We start from the raw sequence: 17,874 nt of genomic DNA, 5'->3' as shown, positions 1-17,874 counted from the left end.
CTGCCGACTATTCGGCAGCGGCCGGCAGCGGCGGCATCGTGTTTCGGCGCCACTCCCAGATATGTGAGGCGAGCGCTACCGCCACGGCGACCAGCATGGCCATGGCGCCAACCACCGGCAGGCTGCGATAGCCATAACCGGCATTGAGCATGGCGGCGCCGAGCGAGGCGGCCAGCGCGATGCCGACATTGAAGCCGGCCGGGATAAGCGATGAGGCGAGATTGGAGGCGTCCGCCGTCCAGGTCAGGATACGGGTCTGGATCGGGGTGCCGATGGCAAAGCTGAGACCACCCCAGATAGTGATCGCAACGACCATCGGCACCGGGTACGGGCTGGCGGCGTAAATGACGGCAAGTGTCACCGCCTGCATGAAAAGCATGGTGATGAGCGACGGCATCAGTTTCCAGTCGGCGAGCCGCCCGCCAAGAAAGACGCCGATCGTCGCGCCGACACCGTTGAGCAGCAGCACCCAGGGCACCAGGCCCTCGCCGAGGCCGGTGACTTCAAGCAGCGTCGGCGTGATGTAGGTGAACAGGCCGAACTGGCCGATCATCAGCATCAGCATGAGGATTAGCGACGTCCAAACCTGCTGGCGTGCGAGCACGCGGACCTCGCTGCCGAAACTGACGGGCCGGCGCGACGATCCCGTCCGGCGCGGCAGGAGGGCGGCCATGGCGGCGATGGAAACCACACCAAGCGCGCACATCACCCAGAACGTCGCGCGCCACCCCCAAATATTGCCGATCGCCGTGCCGGCCGGCACGCCGATGACATTGGAGACCGTGAGGCCCGACAGGATGAGCGCCACGGCCATTCCACGCTGATCCTGGCGGACCAGGCTGACCGCAACCACCATCGCGACGCCGAAATAGGCGCCGTGCGCCACGGCCACTGCAATCCGCAACAGCAACATGGAGGCGAAGTCGGGCGCAAGGGCGCAGGCGGCCTGGCCGATGGCGAAGGCTGCGGCAAGGCCAAGCAGCAACGCTTTGCGGGAGATTGTCTTGGTAGCGAGCGTCAACAGCGGTCCGCCGATCGCGATGCCGCCGGCGTAGCCGGAGACGAGATAGCCGGCCGTCGGGATGGAGACTCCAAGGCCGTCCGCCACCTGCGGCAGCACGCCGGCGATGACGAACTCGGTGGTGCCGAATGCGAACGCAGCGATGAACAGGGCTATGAGGGGAAGCATGGCGCGGGAAGGCGATCCTTGAATGAGATGGCTCAAACCACGAACGAGAGCGGCGGGCAATCCAGAAATTCTCGACGCCGCTTTAGGTTTTCTTCATCAGTTCAGCCAGGCTCCGGCCGCACAAGACTAGACGGCCGTCGTCTTCCTTCCGTAGGGGATTTTCAACCACGCCCGCTCGTGAAAATAGTAGAGCAGCGATTTTGTGATGACCTCGGTCACGCCGATGGCCGCAGCGAGCTTGATGCTGCCTGTCACGATGAGCGAAATGATTATCGTGTCGACCGTGCCGGTAACGCGCCAGGAAAGCGCCTTGGCGAAACTGCGCGAATGGGTATCCATCGACTTTCCTCCCGGCGGATTTGACCGATCCTTAGAGCGCCTTGCATTCTGGTGGAACCAAAGCCGCGCTCCAGGTCTTTGCTTGACGCGTGTTGTCGGACGCCAAGCGAAGACGGTTGGCTGAAAAATGCTCTAGCCGACAGACGGGAGGGTTAGCAAAAACTAATTTTCGCGCGCCGGCTGCAGGCAATTCCCGCGCTGGGCCCAATCTATCCGGCCTTCAGCCGCGAGCCGGTGAGCAGGCCGCGTTCCTCGAGCACGGGGTAGGCTATCGAGGCAAGCAGCGAATTGATCTGCTTCAGGTCGCGGATAGTGTCGAGATGGATGGAACTGGTCTCGACGCTCTTGGCGGTGCCGTCGCGCAGCCGCACGAAATGGCTGGCGCTGGTCTCCTTCTCGCGGTCGCGCAGCCGATCCTTTTCCAGCACCAGCTGGCGGGCGGTCTCCGGATCGCGCGAAACCAGCACGTTGAAGGCAAGCCGCGCGTTGGCGAGCACCGAGGCGTGGAAGGCGCTAAGCTCGCGCCAACCCTCGGGCGTGAACTCCAGCCCGCGCTCGAGCTTCTTCCTGACATGCACCAGCATGTTGCGCACGATGATGTCGCCGACCTGTTCGAGCTTGACGCAGGCGCCGATCAACTCTTGGCAACGCAGCGCCTCGTCCTCGCTCAGCGGGTTCCTGGTGACCTTGGCCAGATAGAGCTTTATCGACGCATGTTTCTTGTCGACGCGGTCGTCGAGCGCGGCCAGCGCCTTGATCTTGTCGGCGTCGGCGCTTTCATAGAGCTCGATGATGCGCTTCAGCATGATCTCGACCGTCTCGCAGACCCGCACCACCTCACGGGTGGCGTTGGCCAGCGCCTGGCTCGGCACATCGAGGGCGCTGTCGTTGAGCGCGGACAACTCGACGACGTCGAGCGCTTCTGCCGGCGCCGCTTTGGTGCCGAGCGCCACGATCTTTTCCGAAACGCGGTAGACGAGGCCGGCCAATGGCAGGCCGGCAACCAGGATCAGGATGTTGAAGAGGATATGGGCGTTGACGATCTGGTCGGGCACGGTGGCGCCGAGAAAGGCGACCGACGGTTTCAACCACAGGAACAGGATCAGCATGGCCAGCGAGCCCATGCCGCGCATCAGGAGATTGCCGATCGGTACGACACGCACGCCCGGCTCCGCATTGCGGGTGAGCAGCGGCGCGATGATCGACGAACCCAGATTGACGCCGAGCACCAGCATGATGCCGAGTTCGGGCGGGATGAAGCCGCGGCCGGCGAGCGTCACCATCAAAAGGACCGCTGCGATCGAGGAATGGAACAGCCAGGTGACCAGCGCCGCCAGCAGATAGGCGGTGACCGGATCGCTGGAGAAGTAGTCGACGACGACCGGCATCAGCGTGCTCTGGCGCAGCGGCTCCGAGGCCTGGCCGATCATTTCCAGCGACAACACCAGCAGGCCGATGCCGACCAGGATGCGGCCGAACTGGCGCCAGTCGCGCCGCTCGGTGGCCATGAACATGACAGTGCCGGCGACAAGACAGACCGGCACCAGCAGTGACAGGTCGAAGGTGAGCAGCTTGACCACCAGCGCCGAGCCGATCTCGGCGCCGCGCACGGCAAGCTGGCCCGATATGCCGCTGACGATGCCGGCGCCGGCGAAGGAGCCGACCAGCAAGGTGACGGCGGTGGAGCTTTGCAGGGCGATCGCCAGGCCGCAGCCGGCCAGAACCGCCATGAAAGGATTGCGCATGGTGGCGCGCAGCTTGTGGCGCAGCACATCGCCATAGGCGCGCTCGACACCTGTCTTCACCAAGCGGGTGGCAAACAGCATCAGCGCCACCGCGCCGGCAAGATGCAGCAAAACGACTGAACCGCTCATGTCAGGCTCGCATTCCGACAGCCACCAGCAATATGGGAGCCGTGATGCCAAAGGCGCAAAAGAGGGGGCGAATCAAGGACATTGCAAAGGTCGATACTACTCCGATTACTTTTAGCCGGATAACAAATTTTGCCCAATTCGGCCGGCTGTTGCGCGACAGGGCGTGTCGGAAATGGATGGATCGCAAAATGGTTGCATCGCCGGCCGGCTTCTTGATGGTCGCGCGTTCAAGTGCCGGCGACCGCTTCAGATCAGGTTTGAGCTGAGTGTTGAATTAGCTATTATAAATATTTGAAATCATTACTAAAATGTAATCCATGTGTTCAGTTTCGGTTCATTTTTCGGGCTCTATTGCTTGGGCATCGACAACCAAGGAGTACCCCGTCATGAAACGTATCATTCTTTCCGCAGTCGCCGTATCGATGCTGGCTGCGACGTCCCTGCAGGGCCAGGCAGCGCCGCTGAATGCGCCGAATGCACCGCAGTCGACCTACAGCCAGGTCGACTGGAAGAAGCCGGACAGGCACGTCAAGACGCGCGTCGTGGTGAAGAAGAAAGTCGTCGTCAAGAGGAATCATTGGCGCAACGGCCAGAGATATTCGAGCTGGAGGCGCCACCAGCCGGTCCGCGACTATCGCCACTATGGCCTGCGTCGTCCGGGCCGTGGCCAGGAATGGATCCGCGTCGGCAACGACTATCTCTTGGTCAGCGTCGTCTCCGGCATCATCTTCGGCGCGATAGCCGCGCACTGACCGTCAAAAACGTCGACCGGCGCAATGCCGGATAGGAAGGAAGGCGGCTTGCAACGGCCGCCTTCTTTTTGCCCTGTGAAAACCGGGTATGGTTCGCATTAGGAGTCGTCGGGTTTCGCCGGCGTGATTATATGGAGGCAAACGAGCCGTTCCCGATGCGCTTTCCACCTGCCTTCCTCGACGAGATACGCGACCGCGTGCCGATTTCCTCGGTGATCGGCCAGCGCGTGGCGTGGGACAGGAAGAAGACCAACGCGCCGCGCGGCGATTATTGGGCGTGCTGTCCCTTCCATGGCGAGAAGAGCCCGTCCTTTCACTGCGAGGACAAGAAGGGACGCTATCATTGCTTCGGCTGCTCGGTTTCGGGCGACCACTTCAAATTCCTCACCGAACTCGACGGAATGAGCTTTCCCGAAGCGGTCGAGAAGATCGCCGACATGGCCGGGGTGCCGATGCCGTTGCGCGATGCCCAGGAGGAACGCCGCGAAAAGGAACGCGCCAGCCTGACCGAAGTCATGGAAATGGCGACCGCCTTCTTCCAGGAGCGGCTGCAGGGACCGGAAGGCGCAAAAGCCCGCGCCTATCTGCGCGACCGCGGGCTGACGCCGGCGACGCAGCAGTCGTTCCGGCTCGGCTATGCGCCCGACAGTCGCAATGCGCTGAAGGAGCATCTTGCCGCCAAGGGCGTGCCCAAGGCCGATATCGAGGCATGCGGGCTGGTGCGCCATGGCGACGACGTTCCGGTTTCCTACGATTGGTTCCGCGACCGCATCATGTTCCCGATCCCGGACTCCAGAGGCAAGATAATCGCCTTTGGCGGGCGGGCGCTGGCAGCCGATGCGCTCGCCAAATACATGAATTCGCCCGACACCGAGCTCTTCCACAAGGGCAACGTGCTCTATAATTTCGCGCGAGCGCGCCAAGCGCTGGGAAAGGGGGCGCTGGGAAAGGGGGCGCTGGCCAAGGGCGGCACGGTGATTGCCGTCGAGGGCTATATGGACGTGATCGCGCTGGCGCAGGCCGGTTTCGAAAATGTCGTGGCGCCGCTCGGCACCGCGCTGACCGAAAACCAGCTTGAACTGCTGTGGCGGATGGCCGGCGAGCCGGTGCTGTGCTTCGATGGCGACCAGGCCGGACTGAAGGCGGCATGGCGCGCCGCCGACATGGCGCTGCCGGCGGTCCAGGCAGGCCGCTCGGTGCGTTTTGCGCTTCTGCCCGAAGGCAAGGACCCCGACGATCTGGTCAAGGCCGAAGGGCCGGACGCGTTTGGCGCCGTGCTTTCCGAGGCGCGGCCGCTCGCCGACCTTTTGTGGATGCGCGAAACGGCCGGCGGCATCTTCGACACGCCGGAACGACGGGCGGAACTGGAAAAAAAGCTGCGCGAACTGACCAGCCGCATCCGCGACGAGAGCTTGCGCTATCACTACCAACAGGAAATGCGCGAGCGAGTGCTAAGCTTTTTCGGCGCCCAGCGCGGCGCGCGCCAAACCTATCAAGGGGGGCGCCAAGATGGGCGGTCCGGCGGGCGCTTTCAGGGCAAGGGCTCAGCTGCTGGCGGGCAGTTCGCACGCGGCGGCAATGCCGGTGGACGCACCGCGATCACCGAAAGCCTTGGCCGCTCGGCGCTGGTCAAGCGCGGCAGCGAGGGGATGTCGGTGCGCGAGGCGACGATCATCGCAGCTCTTGTCAATCATCCGGCGCTGATCGACGAGAATTTCGCGCATGTCGAGTTCCTCGACCTCGCCAACACCGATCTGAAGCGATTGCACGCGGCGATCCTCGATGCGATGGCGCATGACATGGCCAACGACCGCAACGCGGTGATCGCGACGATCGAACGTGCCGGCTGCGGCGAGATCTGGGCGCGCGTGGTGGCGCTGATCAAACGGGCGCGGCAATGGCCGGCGCTGGAAACAGCCGGACTTGACGATGCCCGCGACGCCTTCAGCCAGGCGCTCCACTTGCAGCGCAGCGCGCGCACATTACATAAGGAGCTGAAACAGGCAGAAGTGGCGCTCGCCAGCGATCCCACGGACGAAAATTACCGGCATCTCGTCGAGATCCAGGCGCAATTTCGTGATGTGCAGGCAACGGAAGCGCTGATCGAAGGGTTCGGCGTGTCTTCGGGCCGGGCCGGGCGGGTGTAGGTCGAAGCTTACGAAAGAGTGAAAGTGCAGACCGTGCTTGTGCGCCGAATCAGCCGCGGCGCTTTAAGTCGGGTAATTGATTCGCTTTTTTCATGCGAATCATGCGAGAGGCGCTTGACCTTCTGGCAGAATGACGGAATCAGGACGATTCGAAACGTTAACCCGCGCCGGCGTCGACGGAAATGCAGCGATGTGAGGTACCGGTCACTGGACAGGCAGTCAGCCTGCCACAGATACCAGGGTTAATCTGGACTTAACGAGAGATGCAGTTACTGGCCCGGGGAAACGCGTTCTAGCGCGAGCGCATCTGATAAACCGGTACGGCAGCTTACGCGGCTTGATACTTATGCGGCTAGATACCTGGCCGCTTGGAGAAAATAAAGAATGGCGACAAAAGAAAAGGAAGAGGTCGAGACCGAACGTGAAGGCGCCACCGATGGCCCTCTGCTCGACCTTTCCGACGATGCTGTCAAGAAGATGATCAAGGCCGCCAAGAAGCGCGGCTATGTCACCATGGACGAACTGAATTCGGTGCTGCCCTCGGAGGAAGTCACCTCCGAGCAGATCGAGGACACGATGGCCATGCTCTCCGACATGGGCATCAACGTGGTCGAGGACGACGAGCAGGGCGAGGAGCCCGAAGCCGCCGACGCGGCTGCCGACGCCGAGGAAGACGCCAACGAACTGGCCGAGCAGACCGGTACCGCCGTAGCTGCGACGACCACCAAGAAAGAGCCGACCGATCGCACCGACGATCCGGTTCGCATGTATCTGCGCGAGATGGGCTCGGTCGAGCTTCTGTCGCGCGAGGGCGAAATCGCGATTGCCAAGCGCATCGAGGCTGGCCGCGAGACGATGATCGCGGGCCTGTGCGAAAGCCCGCTGACCTTCCAGGCCATCATCATCTGGCGTGACGAGCTCAACGAATCGAAGATCCTCTTGCGCGAGATCATCGACCTCGAAGCGACCTATGCCGGACCGGAGGCCAAGCAGGCGCCGGTGGTCGAGCGGATCGAGGAAGCCAAGACCGACGACAAGCCGCGCCGTTCGCGCGAGGACGAGGACGACATCACCAATGTCGGCGGCGACACGCGCGGTCTGACTGATGACGACGAGGAGGACGAGGACGAAGCCAGCCTGTCGCTGGCGGCGATGGAAGCGGAGCTGCGCCCGCAGGTGATGGAGACGCTCGACGTCATCGCCGACACCTACAAGAAGTTGCGCAAGCTGCAGGACCAGCAGGTCGAGAACCGGCTGGCTGCCGCCGGCACGCTGTCGCCCAGCCAGGACCGCCGGCTGAAGGAGCTGAAGGACCAGCTGATCAAGGCGGTGAAGTCGCTATCCCTGAACACGGCGCGCATCGAGGCATTGGTCGAGCAGCTCTACGACATCAACAAGCGCCTGGTGCAGAACGAAGGCAAGCTGTTGCGGCTGGCCGAAAGCTATGGCGTGCGCCGCGAGGAATTCCTGAAGGAGTATCAGGGCTCGGAGCTCGATCCCAACTGGACGCGCTCGATCGGCAATCTGACCTCGCGCGGCTGGAAGGAATTCACCAAGAACGAGAAGGACGCGATCCGCGACCTGCGCGCCGAGATCCAGAACCTCGCCACCGAAACGGCGATTTCGATCCTGGAATTCCGCAGGATCGTCAACCAGGTGCAGAAGGGCGAGCGCGAAGCCGCGATCGCCAAGAAGGAAATGGTCGAGGCCAATCTGCGCCTCGTCATTTCCATCGCCAAAAAATACACCAATCGCGGCCTGCAGTTCCTCGATCTGATCCAGGAAGGCAATATCGGCCTGATGAAGGCGGTCGACAAATTCGAATATCGCCGCGGCTACAAGTTCTCGACCTATGCGACGTGGTGGATCCGGCAAGCGATCACCCGCTCGATCGCCGACCAGGCGCGCACCATCCGCATTCCGGTGCATATGATCGAGACGATCAACAAGATCGTGCGCACCTCGCGCCAGATGCTGCACGAGATCGGCCGCGAGCCGACGCCGGAGGAACTGGCGGAAAAGCTCGCCATGCCGCTGGAAAAAGTGCGCAAGGTGCTGAAGATCGCCAAGGAACCGATCTCGCTCGAAACGCCGGTCGGCGACGAGGAGGATTCGCATCTGGGCGATTTCATCGAGGACAAGATGGCGATCCTGCCGATCGACGCGGCGATCCAGGCCAATCTGCGCGAGACGACGACGCGGGTGCTTGCTTCGCTCACCCCGCGTGAAGAGCGCGTGCTCAGAATGCGCTTCGGCATCGGCATGAACACCGACCACACGCTGGAGGAAGTCGGCCAGCAGTTCTCGGTCACCCGAGAGCGCATCCGCCAGATCGAAGCCAAGGCGCTGCGCAAGCTCAAGCACCCGAGCCGCTCGCGCAAGCTGCGGAGCTTCCTCGACAGTTGATGCCGGGTAACGGATAGTAATTTAAAGGGCGCTGCGGCGCCCTTTTTCGTTCAGGGATTGTCTCGCCGGACGGTGCGGTTGTTCTTGCAGCATACCGGCTGTGGGAGGATAATCGCGTGTCGGATGCATTTTCTGGGCGACAAACCCGGATGCCCGCCCCGGCGGTGACGCCGCGCTCCGAGGCCTCCGGAGGGAGGTGTGCATGACAACCTATATCGTGCTGATCAACTGGACTGAGCAGGGCGCCAGAAATGTGCGCGAGTCGCCGAAGCGGCTCGATGCCGCCAAGAAGCTGCTGGGAGACATGGGCGGCTCGTTCAAGGCTTTTTATCTCACCATGGGCGAATGCGATATGGTGGCGGTCGTCGAAGCGCCCGACGATGCGGTGCTCGCTCGTTTCTCGCTGATGCTGGCGACAGGCGGCAACGTGAGGACGCGGACGCTCAAGGCGTTCCCGGAATTGGCCTATCGCGAAATCGTCGCCTCGCTCGGCTGAGGCGTGCGCGGCCATAGACCCGCGCAAGCTGCCGGAGATCGGACGGTCAGGCGCCGCTCGACGGCGCCTGGCCAGTTTGGTGCGGAATGTGTCTGGTCCGAAGTGACTGGCCCGAAATGTTGCGGGGCGAAGGTGTTTCCCGGATAGTCAGCGCAGCACTTCCACGCGCGTATCGAGACCCATGCCCAAGCCTCTGCTGACAATCTGGTACAATACCCGTTGTCCGGTTTGCGATGCCGGCATCGTCAGGCAGAAGCGGCGGCTGGTCGAGGCGATCAAGGCCGGGCGGATCGCGTTTCGCGACATCAATGCCGAACCGGCGGCGCTGGCCGGATACGGCGTGTCGCTGGACGACATCCGCCGCCGGCTGCATGCAACCGATGCGGACGGCAAGCTGCTGGTCGGCGCCGACGTCGCAATTGCCGTCTGGCTAAGAACGCCGGGCGAGGGCTGGCTGGCCGCGCTGTTCGGCAATCGCGCCGTGCTGCCGCTGACGCGCTATGCCTATGGTCGCTTCGCCGATCTTCTCTATGCCTGGAACCGGCGCAAGGGCCGCTGGTAAGCCAAGCTCGGTGACGAAATCAATCTAATGGCACCGTTCTCAGATACATCGTAAGATATATCTTGACTCAACGACGTCATTCGCATAATTGAGATATATCGTAAGACATAACTCAAGGAGCAGGCAATGCACGGACATCATCATTTCGGCGGGCATGCCGAGCGCGTTTTCATGCATATGGCCGGCAAGTTCGGCGGTCGTGGTGGCGGCTTCGGCCCATTCGGCCACGGCATGAGGGGTGGCGGGCGCGGCGGGCCGGGCGACATGTTCCGCGCCGGGCGTATGCTGGCCGACGGCGATCTCAAGCTGATCACGCTGTCGCTGCTGGCCGAGGCGCCGCGCCACGGCTATGACATCATCAAGGCGCTGGAGGAACGCACCAGCGGCGTCTACAGCCCGAGCCCCGGCGTGGTCTATCCGACGCTGACCTTCCTGGAAGAGGCCGGCTATGCCGTCTCGTCGGCGGAAGGCAACAAGAAGGTGTTTTCGATTACCGAGGCAGGGCAGGCGCATCTCAATGACAATCGCGAGATGATCAACCATGTGCTCGATCATCTTGAGCGTTTCGGCCGCAAGATGGCAAAGGCACGTGACTGGTTCGGCTGGAACGACGATGGCGAGGATAGCGGACGTCGCGGCCGCGGCGGTTCGGAAAAGCGTGACGAATTCCGCGCCGTGCGCCAGCGGCTACGCGCAGCCCTCGGCGACATTGTCGACGCGCCCGCTGAAAAACAGGCCGAGGCGATCGCGATATTGAAAGGGGCGGCCGAAGCCCTCGAAGCGCTGTCGCGCGACTGACTTCCAGGCCGGATGCGGGCCTTGCCCGTTTGCCTAAGGATCGCTAGTGAAATCATCCTGCACCACGCTATGTGATGCAGGATGATAGCCGTTGGAGGGCGCGCCCATGTCTTTTCTGAAACGTCTTTTCGGCGGTGGCGGCGGTGACGCGGGCGAGCCAAAGAGTGCTGCACCGGCAAAGCAGATCGAGCACAAGGGATTTTTGATCAGCGCCACGCCGTACAAGGCGGAGGGCCAATACCAGACCTGCGGCGTGGTTTCCAAGGAGATCGACGGCGTGATGAAGGAGCACAAATTCATCCGCGCCGATCGTTTTGCCGGGCTCGACGACGCTGTCGACATCTCGATCAAAAAGGGCATTCAGCTGGTCGACGAGCAGGGCGAGAAGATGTTCGGGTGAGACCCGATCGGTCTCCGGCGCATCTTGAAACGAACAAGGCAAGCGCCCTGTCGGGCGCCTGCCTTTAATTAGAGTTACCGACTGCTGGTGGCCTACGCCGCCACCGCGGCCTGTTTGCTTACGGTCGATGTCACCAAAGCATCCACCTTGGCTGATGCCTTGGCCAGAGCGGCAGTGACCGCGTCCGGCCCCATGCCGACGCCTTCGATGCGGATGACTTCGACGTCGGTCATGCCGATGAAGCCAAGCACGCTGCGCAGGTAAGGGATGGCGTGGTCCATCTGCACTGCAGCGCCTTCCGAATAGATGCCGCCCGAGGCCAGGACGATGTAGACCTTCTTGCCGGTGACGAGGCCCTTCGGGCCATTCTCGCCATAAGAGAAAGTCTTGCCGGTGCGGGAGACGTGGTCGACCCAGGATTTCAGCGTCGACGAGATGCCGAAATTGATGAATCCGGTGGCCAGGATGATGGTGTCGGCCGCAAACAGTTCATCGAGCACGCCGTCGGAAACGCCGACGACCTCGGCCTGGCGCTGGGTGCGGGCCTCGGCGGGCGTATAGATGCCGGTCGAATAGTCCGGATCGATGTGCGGCAGCGGGTTTGCGACGAGATCGCGTGCGACGAGCTTGGCCGAAGGATCCGCGGCGAGCAGCTTTTCTGCAAGTTCAGTGGCGATGCGGGTCGAATGCGAGGCATTGCCGCGCGGACTGGATGTGACGAGAAGGATGGACATGGCGGGTCTCCAGGGTTGGCTGAACTGTCCCGACCTATATGGGCGAGCTGACCCATTTGAAAAACCGGTATATTTTATGTATGTTCCATCCAAATAGTGGATAGAACGATGCAGCCAAACCCGACGCTCGATCAGCTTCAGATCCTTGTCACCGTCGCCGACACCGGCAGCTTCTCCGCCGCCGGCCGCAAGCTCAACCGAGCGCAGTCGGTCATCAGCTACGCCATCGCCAATCTCGAGGCACAGCTTGGGCTGAAACTGTTCGAGCGCGAGGGCACGCGCGAGCCGCATCTGACCGATGTCGGCCGGGCGACGCTGGAAGATGCGCGGCGCATGGTCGGCGTATTGCAGCGCATCCGCTCTCGCGTCGACAGCCACAAACAGGGCCTGGAGGCTGAAGTCGCGCTGTCGGTCGATGTGGCGCTGCCTTCCACCGTGCTGGTGCGCGTGTTGAAGGCGTTCGAGGCGCAATTTCCAACCGTGATGCTGCGCCTGCATATCGGCACACTCGGGCTGATCCCCGATCATGTCGTCAATGGACATGCCGATCTCGGTATTGGCGGCCTGCTGGGCGAGGTCGACGCGCATCTTGTGCGCATTGGCTTCATGTCGATGGTGCCGGCGGCCGCGCCAAGCCATCCGCTGGCGCTGCTTCCCAAGCCGGTGCCGCTGGAGGAGGTGCGCGAACACATCCAACTTGTCGTCAGCGACCAGTCCGAGCGCACCAAAGGGCGCGACTACGGCGTCTATGCCTACCGCACCTGGCGACTTACGGATATGCGAACCAAGCATGCGCTGATGCGCGAAGGGTTGGGCTGGGGCGGACTGCCGCGATGGTTGATTGCTGACGATGTGGCCAACGGCCGGCTGGTGGAACTCGATCTGGAGCCGTATCGCGAAGTCCGCGCGCCGCTTTATGCCATGCACCGCGCCGACCGCAGCCCGAAGCCGGCTGCGGCTTGGCTGATCGACCAGTTCAAGCGCCAGCTTGGCTGTTTCAACGAGTTCGAGCCGAACCAGGGGCCTGGGGCGACAGACCATCAATCAGCGCCATGAGAACGGCACGGTAGTCCTCGGTCGAAGCGCCTGCTTCGATGGCGAGCGCCGCGCGGTCGAAGGCGGCGGCAAGCAGCGCGGTCAGCGCTTCCACCGGCAATCTCATCATGGACTGCGAGCGCATCGCGGCAACCAGGCCTTCGCGCAACGAGCGGTTGCCGTGGCGGTCGTCGATCTCGTCCATGGCGGCGCGGCCGAGCACGGCCGGCCCGTCGAGCAGCAGCAGCCGGGTGCGACCGGGTGCGCGCATGGCGGCAAGATAGGCATCCGAGCCGGCGATCAGTGCGTCGCGGGCAAACAGCGAGGGCGGCGAGGCGCGCTCGATCTCTTCCGCCACAGCCGCCGCCTCCTGCTCGACCACTGTGGCGAACAGCGCCTGCTTGTCGGCAAAGTGGTGATAGAGCGCGCCGCGGGTGACGCCGGCCGCAGCCACGATCTCGGGCGTGCCGGTCTCCGCATAGGACTTCTCGGTGAACAGTTTTCGCGCCGCTGATATCAGGTCGGCGCGCGTCGCTTCGGTGCGATCGCGGTTGGAGCGGCGCGCGGTTCTTTGTTGCATACATTCAGCCTGTATGTTAATACGTATTTGCATGCAGACTGTATGTTATTTGACGGGAGAAGGAAAGATGAAGACGACAAGCTATTACCCGGTGCTGATGACCGGCGACGTTGCCGGCACGAAGGCCTTCTATGTCGCGCATTTCAGCTTCAAGCCGCTGTTCGAGAGCGACTGGTATGTGCATCTGCAATCAACCGAGGATCGCCGCGTCAATCTCGGCATCGTCCACGGCGATCATGAAACCATTCCTGAGGAAGGGCGCGGCCGGACCTCCGGCCTGCTGATCAATTTCGAGGTCAAGAACCCCGATACTATCTACGAGCGGATCACCGCCGCCGGCCTGCCGATCCTGTGCAGCCTGCGCGACGAAGCCTTCGGCCAGCGCCATTTCATCACAAAAGACCCCAATGGCGTGCTGATCGACGTGATCAAGCCGATCCCGCCGAGCGCCGAGTTTCTGGAGCAGTTTGTTGAAGGCGCGGCGGCCTGAGCGAGACAGGGGCTGGCAGGAATTGTCTGTAGATATCACCTGAAGCCTTCAGCCGCGTGGCCGGTCATGTCTTTGCGGTCTATGCTGAGCTCATCAGCCTGGGCCCATTCCATGCGTGAAATCTGCCTTGTCCGCGCGCCCTCAAACCTTGGCCTCCGTCCGCTGAGGCCGGATCATATACCGGGGACGTGGCGTGCGCCGCAGGCGTTGACCGAAGCCGGGCTGATCGAGACGCTTTCGCCCCTCAAAGTGGTTGATCTTGATCGGCCCGCCTATAACACGGAGCCGCAGCCGGGCACCCGGCTGCGCAACGGCAATGCGATACGCAGCTTCAATCTCGGACTCGCCGAAGTGGTTGCCGGCGCGCTGAGACGAGGCGAGTTCCCGCTGGTCGTCGGCGGCGACTGCGCGGTTCTGCTTGGCGCGCTGGCTGGTGCACGGCGATCCGGTCCGCTGGCACTGGTCCATGTCGACGGCCACAGCGATTTCCGCCATCCGGGCAATTACGACGTCGATGCTTCGCTCGGCTCGGCCGCCGGCATGGACCTTGCGCTCGCCACCGGACGTGGTGAGCCGTTGCTGACCGACTGGCCTGAGATCAAGATCCCGCTTGTCGCGGACGAACAGGTGATTCAAATCGGCGAACGCGAGAACCGCGACCCCGACTTCGCCTGGCCCGACATCAATTCGACCGCGATGACGCTGATCGATGTTTTTGCCGTGCGGGAGCTCGGCGCGGCAAAGGTCCTGGAAAAGACCTGGACCACGCTGGCGCGAACCGGCTGGCCCTATTGGGTGCATTTCGACGTCGATGCGCTCGATCAGACCGTGATGCCGGCGGTGGATTCACCGGGCAGTCCCGGTATCGATCCCGACGATCTCGTCGCCATCCTCGCGGCGTTGGTGGCGGATCCGCGCTGCACTGGAATGGACATGACGATTTTCGATCCGGACCTTGATCCGACCGGCGAGCTGGCGGTGCTGCTGGTTTCGCTGCTTGGCCAGATGTTTGCGCCGCGATAGTTATTACGTCCGCGCCACCGGCATCAGCGTGACCTGAGAAATGCCGGAGCGGCGCACCACTGTGCACAGCGTTTCGCGGCCGATGCGCTCGGCGTCGAGCATGCGCACCAGATCGTCGACGCCGGTGACCGGGCGGCCGTCGATGGCGGCGATGATGTCGCCCTCTTTCAGGCCGGCTCTGGCGGCCGGGCTGTTCGCCTCAACACTGCGCAGGCGCACCGCCGTGCTGCTCGACAGTTGCGACAAAAGGGCGGCGCGACGCGGCAGGGTTGTCGTGTCGGCCGAGACACCGATGAAGGCGCGGCGGACGCGGCCGAAGCGGATGATTTCCGAAATGACGAAATTGGCGGTGTTGGAGGCAACCGCGAAGGCGATGCCTTGCGCGCCGTGGATCATGGCTGTGTTGACACCGATAACCTCGCCCGCCGACGACACCAGCGGTCCGCCGGAATTGCCGGGGTTGAGCGCTGCGTCGGTCTGGATGACATCGTCGATCAGCCGGCCGGTGGAGGCACGCATCGAGCGGCCCAGCGCCGAGACGACACCTGATGTGACGGTCCATTCGAAGCCGAGCGGGTTGCCGATGGCAATAGCGATCTGGCCGCGCCGCAGGCGCTTGGAATCGCCGAGCGGCGCGATATCGGCAAAGCTGCCGTCGGCACGCACCAGCGCGATGTCGGTGTCGGGGTCGCGGCCGAGAACGCGGCCTTCTCTGGAGACGCCGTCCGGCATGGTGACGCGGACGCTGCGGGCATCGCCGACGACGTGGAAATTGGTGACGACCAGCCCATCCGGTGTGATGACGAAGCCGGAGCCCAGCCCGCCGGCGCCACCGATGCGCTCGATGCGGCAGACGGCGGGACCGATGCGGTCCACGGCATCGGCGACCGTTGCCGAATAATCGTCGAGCAGCGCATCGTCGAACTGCAATTGCTGGGCGGGGAGGGACATGGCAGGGCTCCGTGTCTTTAGAGCAAGATGAAGGATGCCTATATGTGCGGAGCGGCCGGATCGGCCGCGACCTGACCAGATGGCCAGTCCAACGCCCAACTAGCCGTCAGGCGAGTACCCGCCAACGCGCTGCCGAGCGATATCTGGGGTAGAGCGACGAGCGTCCATTGGACGCTCAAAGTGCGCTCTAAGACTTTGAGCTCTCGCACCGTGTTTCCCGAAAATCGTTGCCGATTTTCGGGCCGAGGCGAAAAAGACCCAGGAGACCGACATGAGCGACTTCAATCTAAGCGCATTTTCCAACGCCATCGCCGATATCGCCGCCGCAGCGGCGCCGGCGACGGCGAGCTTTGCCACGCATCAGCATCGCACCGCGACCGCCTTCCATTGGCGCGACGGCTATTTTGTCGCTGCCGAGGAGGCGGTGGAGGCCGGCGAGGAGATCGAGCTGACGCTTTCTTCGGGCGACAAGGTGAAGGCTGAGCTGGTCGGCCGCGATCCATCCACCGGGACCGCCCTTCTGAAGCCGACCGGCGCGCCGGACGTGCCGCCGCTGACCAAGGCAGGCACGGCGCGGCCGGGCCATCTGGCCATTGCCGTCGGCAATAGCGACGGTGCGTCGCTCGCTGCATTCGGAACGGTTGGTGAGGTCGGTCCGGCCTGGCGCTCGATGCGCGGCGGCACGATCGACCGGCGCATCAATCTGGCCGTCAATGCCGGTGGCCGTTTCGAGGGCGGCCCGGTGCTCGACGCCAAGGGCGCACTGATCGGCATGCTGCTGTTCGGGCCGCGCCGGCGGGCGCTGGTTATGCCTTACGAGACGATCGAACGGGCGGTGGCGACGCTGCGCGAGAAGGGCCATGTCGCGCGCGGCTATCTCGGCGCCGGCCTGCACCCGATCCGCAACGGCGACACGCATGGCGCGATGGTGATGAGCCTCGACGACAATGGCCCGGCGAAGGCGGCCGGCCTGCACCTTGGCGACATCATCGCGTCGTGGAACGGCGAGGCCGTGCACGGCCCGCGCGAGCTGATCCGCAGGCTCGGGCCGGACAGCGCCGGCGCGTCGGTGACGCTCGGCATGGTGCGCGGCGGCGAACGGCGCGACGTCGTGCTGACCATCGGCGAAAAGCCGCTAAACTGAGAAGATCGATGGCAAGTCACAGGATCACGGGGCGGCGGCTGACGGTGCTGATCGCGCTCGATGACGTCGTGCGCGCCGAGCACCTGTCCACCGCGCTTGCCGCGACCGGCGATCTGCTGCCGATTGTGGCCGGTAGCACCAATAGCGCCGACAGAGCGGATGTCGCGATCGTCGATGGCGTTTACCTGGAAAGAGGCGGCGTGGAAGGCGGGCCCAGCGATCCCGCGATACCTCGGGTGCTCCTGTCGCAACGAGCGAGCCGGCAGCGGCCGGCCGATACCGTGTTTGCCGTGCTGCCGCCGGCAGTGGACGATCTGCTGATCGCTGCCGCCGCGCGACTGGCGGCGGCTGGCTATCGGATCTCGGGCGAGGGCCGCCCCTTGTCCGATCGACATGACGATTTCGCCTTCCATGACGACGATCTCTCCGACGAGGAGCCGGTCGGCGACAGCGCCAGCCGGCCAGTGCTGTCGCCGCGCGAGAGCGAAGTGCTGGCGCTTTTGGCCGAGGGCGCGCCCAACAAGGTGATCGCGCGGCGCCTGAACATTTCCGTGCATACGGCGAAGTTCCACGTCGCGGCGATTCTGATCAAGCTAGGTGCGGCCAACCGCACCGACGCCATCGCCATCGCCATGCGACTAGGCCTGGTGCTGGTTTAGTGAATGACGTCCCAAGGCAAGATGTGGGGCGACCATTGTCAAAGTTTGCGCCGCCCCTCATCCGCCTGCCGGCACCTTCTCCCCGTATAGTGACGGGGAGAAGGAAGCTGAACGCAGCCACGGCTCAATTCTTGCGACGTTGCCAGTTGGCGAAAGCTGCGATCAAGGCGTCCTTCTCCCCGTCTCTATTCTGTCTCTATTCGGGGAGAAGTGCCCGGCAGGGCGATGAGGGGCAGCGCAACGCCGCGAGAATCCTCCGCAGCGTCACCATCTCTCGATGCTCCCCGCTCTTGTG

At 63.4% G+C, this 17,874-nt stretch carries 18 protein-coding genes; 12 read left to right on the top strand and 6 right to left on the bottom strand.

All coding sequences use genetic code 11. The annotated features are described in order from the left end of the window. Positions 1-7: 7 nt before the first annotated feature. From AC0L3H_RS24050 to AC0L3H_RS24040, 3 genes are all read right to left on the bottom strand, one after another. Complete coding sequence (locus AC0L3H_RS24050; protein ID WP_473587117.1) at positions 8-1,189, bottom strand: MFS transporter; 1,182 nt, start codon at positions 1,187-1,189, stop codon at positions 8-10. A 126-nt stretch (positions 1,190-1,315) separates the two neighbouring features. Then, complete coding sequence (locus tag AC0L3H_RS24045) at positions 1,316-1,528, bottom strand: DUF2061 domain-containing protein (RefSeq protein WP_091595045.1); 213 nt, start codon at positions 1,526-1,528, stop codon at positions 1,316-1,318. 209 nt (positions 1,529-1,737) lie between these two features. Next, the gene (locus tag AC0L3H_RS24040; RefSeq protein WP_473587116.1) at positions 1,738-3,402 is read right to left on the bottom strand and encodes a Na/Pi cotransporter family protein; all 1,665 of its coding nucleotides are present in this window, start codon (positions 3,400-3,402) and stop codon (positions 1,738-1,740) included. A gap of 386 nt (positions 3,403-3,788) precedes the next feature. Between AC0L3H_RS24040 and AC0L3H_RS24035 the strand changes: the two genes are divergently transcribed. The 7 genes from AC0L3H_RS24035 to AC0L3H_RS24005 all read left to right on the top strand — a co-directional run bounded on the left by AC0L3H_RS24035 (position 3,789) and on the right by AC0L3H_RS24005 (position 10,963). Beyond that, complete coding sequence (locus tag AC0L3H_RS24035) at positions 3,789-4,154, top strand: RcnB family protein (protein ID WP_023799752.1); 366 nt, start codon at positions 3,789-3,791, stop codon at positions 4,152-4,154. A gap of 155 nt (positions 4,155-4,309) precedes the next feature. Beyond that, a complete protein-coding gene (gene dnaG, locus AC0L3H_RS24030) occupies positions 4,310-6,301 on the top strand; it encodes a DNA primase (protein ID WP_473587115.1) in 1,992 nt (663 codons plus the stop codon). Positions 6,302-6,685: 384 nt separating this feature from the next. Then, on the top strand, positions 6,686-8,707 hold the full coding sequence (gene rpoD, locus AC0L3H_RS24025) for an RNA polymerase sigma factor RpoD (protein WP_023799750.1): 2,022 nt from the start codon (positions 6,686-6,688) through the stop codon (positions 8,705-8,707). Between the two features lie 202 nt (positions 8,708-8,909). After that, a complete protein-coding gene (locus AC0L3H_RS24020; protein ID WP_091595053.1) occupies positions 8,910-9,203 on the top strand; it encodes a GYD domain-containing protein in 294 nt (97 codons plus the stop codon). Between the two features lie 181 nt (positions 9,204-9,384). Continuing rightward, the gene (locus AC0L3H_RS24015; protein WP_473587114.1) at positions 9,385-9,765 is read left to right on the top strand and encodes a thiol-disulfide oxidoreductase DCC family protein; all 381 of its coding nucleotides are present in this window, start codon (positions 9,385-9,387) and stop codon (positions 9,763-9,765) included. 126 nt (positions 9,766-9,891) lie between these two features. After that, positions 9,892-10,563, top strand: a complete 672-nt coding sequence (locus tag AC0L3H_RS24010) for a PadR family transcriptional regulator (RefSeq protein WP_473587113.1) — start codon at positions 9,892-9,894, stop codon at positions 10,561-10,563. 106 nt (positions 10,564-10,669) lie between these two features. After that, on the top strand, positions 10,670-10,963 hold the full coding sequence (locus tag AC0L3H_RS24005) for an HlyU family transcriptional regulator (RefSeq protein WP_065009209.1): 294 nt from the start codon (positions 10,670-10,672) through the stop codon (positions 10,961-10,963). A gap of 92 nt (positions 10,964-11,055) precedes the next feature. Here AC0L3H_RS24005 and AC0L3H_RS24000 read toward each other — a convergent pair whose 3' ends face one another. Further along, a complete protein-coding gene (locus AC0L3H_RS24000) occupies positions 11,056-11,697 on the bottom strand; it encodes an FMN-dependent NADH-azoreductase (protein ID WP_473494839.1) in 642 nt (213 codons plus the stop codon). Positions 11,698-11,805: 108 nt separating this feature from the next. Here AC0L3H_RS24000 and AC0L3H_RS23995 point away from each other — a divergent pair, with 108 nt between their 5' ends. After that, on the top strand, positions 11,806-12,753 hold the full coding sequence (locus AC0L3H_RS23995) for a LysR family transcriptional regulator (RefSeq protein WP_473494840.1): 948 nt from the start codon (positions 11,806-11,808) through the stop codon (positions 12,751-12,753). Here the strand turns inward: AC0L3H_RS23995 and AC0L3H_RS23990 are convergent. Next, positions 12,695-13,312 carry a TetR/AcrR family transcriptional regulator gene (locus tag AC0L3H_RS23990; protein WP_473587112.1) on the bottom strand — a complete coding sequence of 206 codons (618 nt, stop codon included), beginning with the start codon at positions 13,310-13,312 and terminating at the stop codon, positions 12,695-12,697. The genes AC0L3H_RS23995 and AC0L3H_RS23990 overlap by 59 nt on opposite strands. A gap of 67 nt (positions 13,313-13,379) precedes the next feature. Between AC0L3H_RS23990 and AC0L3H_RS23985 the strand changes: the two genes are divergently transcribed. Both AC0L3H_RS23985 and AC0L3H_RS23980 read left to right on the top strand, forming a co-directional pair. Next, the gene (locus AC0L3H_RS23985) at positions 13,380-13,802 is read left to right on the top strand and encodes a VOC family protein (protein ID WP_473494842.1); all 423 of its coding nucleotides are present in this window, start codon (positions 13,380-13,382) and stop codon (positions 13,800-13,802) included. Between the two features lie 111 nt (positions 13,803-13,913). Then, positions 13,914-14,825 (top strand): arginase family protein, encoded by a 912-nt coding sequence (locus AC0L3H_RS23980; protein ID WP_473494843.1) that lies wholly within the window; start codon positions 13,914-13,916, stop codon positions 14,823-14,825. 3 nt (positions 14,826-14,828) lie between these two features. On the opposite strand, the gene AC0L3H_RS23975 is transcribed toward AC0L3H_RS23980, so the two are convergent. Continuing rightward, positions 14,829-15,776 carry a S1C family serine protease gene (locus tag AC0L3H_RS23975; protein WP_473587111.1) on the bottom strand — a complete coding sequence of 316 codons (948 nt, stop codon included), beginning with the start codon at positions 15,774-15,776 and terminating at the stop codon, positions 14,829-14,831. A 271-nt stretch (positions 15,777-16,047) separates the two neighbouring features. Here AC0L3H_RS23975 and AC0L3H_RS23970 point away from each other — a divergent pair, with 271 nt between their 5' ends. Continuing rightward, positions 16,048-16,920, top strand: a complete 873-nt coding sequence (locus AC0L3H_RS23970; RefSeq protein ID WP_473587110.1) for a S1C family serine protease — start codon at positions 16,048-16,050, stop codon at positions 16,918-16,920. An 8-nt stretch (positions 16,921-16,928) separates the two neighbouring features. After that, positions 16,929-17,579, top strand: coding sequence for a helix-turn-helix transcriptional regulator (locus AC0L3H_RS23965; protein ID WP_473587109.1), 651 nt, complete (start codon positions 16,929-16,931; stop codon positions 17,577-17,579). Positions 17,580-17,874 lie beyond the last annotated feature (295 nt).

The sequence above is a fragment of the Mesorhizobium sp. WSM4816 genome (assembly GCF_055811535.1).
This window is presented reverse-complemented; position numbering and strand designations above follow the sequence as displayed.